Here is a 2586-nt window from a genome sequence, read left to right as displayed (position 1 = left end):
ATGAGATCTCCCGCCTGCAGGACAAGAGCAAAACGCTGACCGAGGACATCTTCGGCAAGCTGACCAGTTGGCAGATCGCACGCCTGGCGCGTCACCCGAAACGCCCGTACACCCTCGACTACATCGAGCACATCTTCACCGAGTTCGACGAACTGCACGGCGACCGTCACTTCTCTGACGACGCCGCCATCGTTGGCGGTATCGCCCGTCTGGAAGACCAGCCGGTGATGATCATCGGTCACCAGAAAGGCCGCGAAGTGCGCGAGAAGGTTCGCCGCAACTTCGGCATGCCGCGTCCGGAAGGCTACCGCAAGGCCTGCCGTCTGATGGAGATGGCCGAGCGTTTCAAAATGCCGATCCTGACCTTCATCGACACCCCGGGCGCTTACCCTGGGATCGACGCTGAAGAGCGCAACCAGAGCGAAGCGATCGCCTGGAACCTGCGTGTGATGTCGCGCCTGAAAACCCCGATTATCGCCACCGTTATCGGTGAAGGTGGTTCCGGCGGTGCACTGGCGATTGGCGTTTGCGATCAGTTGAACATGCTGCAGTACTCGACCTACGCGGTGATCTCGCCGGAAGGTTGTGCATCGATTCTGTGGAAAACCGCCGAAAAAGCGCCGGATGCTGCTGAAGCGATGGGCATCACCGCTGAGCGTCTGAAAGGCCTGGGCATTGTCGACAAGGTGATTGGCGAGCCTCTGGGCGGCGCCCACCGTGATCCGGCGACTGCCGCTGCCTCGATCCGTGCCGAGCTGAGCTCGCAACTGGCGATGCTGAAGAAGTTCGATAACGAAGCGCTGTTGAAGCGCCGTTATGATCGACTGATGAGCTACGGCCTCTAAGTCGAACGCAATACCCATGTGGGAGCGGGCTTGCTCGCGAAAGCGGTATCACAGTCGACGAATGTGTTGAATGTTGAGACGCCTTCGCGAGCAAGCCCGCTCCCACATTTGATTGGGGCATAGAGGCGGATATGAGTCAGCGTTCGATGGATTTGCCGTCCCGGCTTCTGCTGAACCTTGAGCCTTGGCGCAATGCCGCTCATTGGCGTATCGCCTTCTCCGGTGGTCTCGACTCCACCGTCCTGCTGCATCTGCTGGCCTCTCTGGCAGAATCCGAATCCCTCCCGCAGCTAGGCGCTGTCCATATCCATCACGGCCTTCAGGCTGCGGCTGATGCGTGGCCGCAACATTGTCAGTCCGTTTGCGATGCGCTGGGTGTGCCCCTGCTGATCGAGCGGGTGAAGGTGCAACCGGGCGCGAGTCTGGAGCGGGCGGCCCGGGATGCGCGTTACGCGGTGTTCAGTTCGCTGACGCAAGCCGATAGCGTCCTGCTCACTGGTCAGCATCGCGATGATCAGGCGGAAACGCTGTTATTTCGCCTGTTGCGCGGCGCCGGTGTACGCGGATTGTCCGCGATGCCGGCGCAGCGGCCGGTGGGGCAGGGCACGCTGGTTCGGCCGCTGCTGGACATCTCCCGCGCCGAACTGGAAGCGTACGCGCAGTCACATCAATTGACCTGGATCGAAGACCCGTCCAATCAGGATCGGCAATTCTCACGCAACTATCTGCGCCATCAGGTCATGCCGCTGCTGACCGGGCGCTGGCCGCAAGCGCAAGCGAGCATGGCCCGCAGCGTCGCGCATCTGCGTGAGGCGCAGGGGCTGCTCGATGAACTGGCGCAGATCGATCTGGCGCAGGCGAACACCCCGCACGATTTCGAATGGCTGGGTTTGCCGTCGCTGGAACTGGCGCCACTCGCCGCACTATCCGCCGCCCGTCAACGCAACGCGATCAGCCATTGGCTCGAACCCTTCACCCAACTGCCGGATAGCGACCATTGGTCGGGTTGGACGGATCTCTGCGAAGCCGCTCCCGATGCATCACCCGTCTGGCGTCTGGCCAATGGCGAATTGCATCGCAGCGCCGGACGGTTGTGGTGGCTCAGCGGCCACTGGTTGCGCACGCCGATGATCGGCGCCGACTGGCAAGCACCGTCGTCAACGCTACGCTTGGCCGATAACGGCCGTGTCATGTTCGCTGGGCATACTCCTTGCGGATCATTGCGTATCGCCTATCGTCAGGGCGGCGAAGTGATGCATTTGGCGGATCGCGGTCATCGCGATCTCAAACGCCTGCTCAATGAGCGCGCGGTGCCGGGTTTTGTGCGTGGCAGATTGCCGCTGCTGTTTCGCGGTGACGAATTGCTCGCGGTGGCGAACCTGCCGGGGCTTGATGGCAATGGGCAGGACGGCTGGAAATTGCATTGGCAGCCAACAGGCGAAGATCTGGGTTTGAGCTGAAAGGAGCATTCCGGTAGACTACGCTCCCTTCTTGATACAACTTCTGTGGATTCGCCTGAATTGCAGGAGTTGCCGATTACCAAGCAGTCTTTGCTGGGCGATTCCAAAAAATGTGTAGCGAGCAACGTACCGGTGTTTCATCTGCCGGTCTGTCCCAACGCGGCGGTTTTTTTTGAAAGGTGCACTGTGATTAATGCAGGTGATCGGGGGCTTCGGCCTTCCTTCGCTTCCCCCGGCGGCTCGGACCGCTTTAACGCAGACTTCTAGGGTTTTTCATGACG

2 protein-coding genes are annotated in these 2586 nt (G+C 60.8%); both read left to right on the top strand.

Annotated features, from left to right (window positions below):
• Positions 1 to 845: acetyl-CoA carboxylase carboxyltransferase subunit alpha (locus ACIP1X_RS28585; RefSeq protein ID WP_400755938.1), on the top strand; the 845-nt coding region annotated here is incomplete at its 5' end.
• A gap of 131 nt (positions 846 to 976) precedes the next feature.
• A complete protein-coding gene (gene tilS, locus ACIP1X_RS28580; RefSeq protein WP_400755937.1) occupies positions 977 to 2305 on the top strand; it encodes a tRNA lysidine(34) synthetase TilS in 1329 nt (442 codons plus the stop codon).
• The last annotated feature ends 281 nt before the right edge of the window (positions 2306 to 2586 follow it).

It is taken from the genome of Pseudomonas sp. NPDC088885, assembly GCF_044750025.1.
In the GTDB taxonomy this organism is placed as follows: Bacteria; Pseudomonadota; Gammaproteobacteria; order Pseudomonadales; family Pseudomonadaceae; genus Aquipseudomonas; species Aquipseudomonas rustica.
Note: the sequence above shows the minus strand (reverse complement) of the source record. Positions and strands in the feature narration are given on the sequence as shown.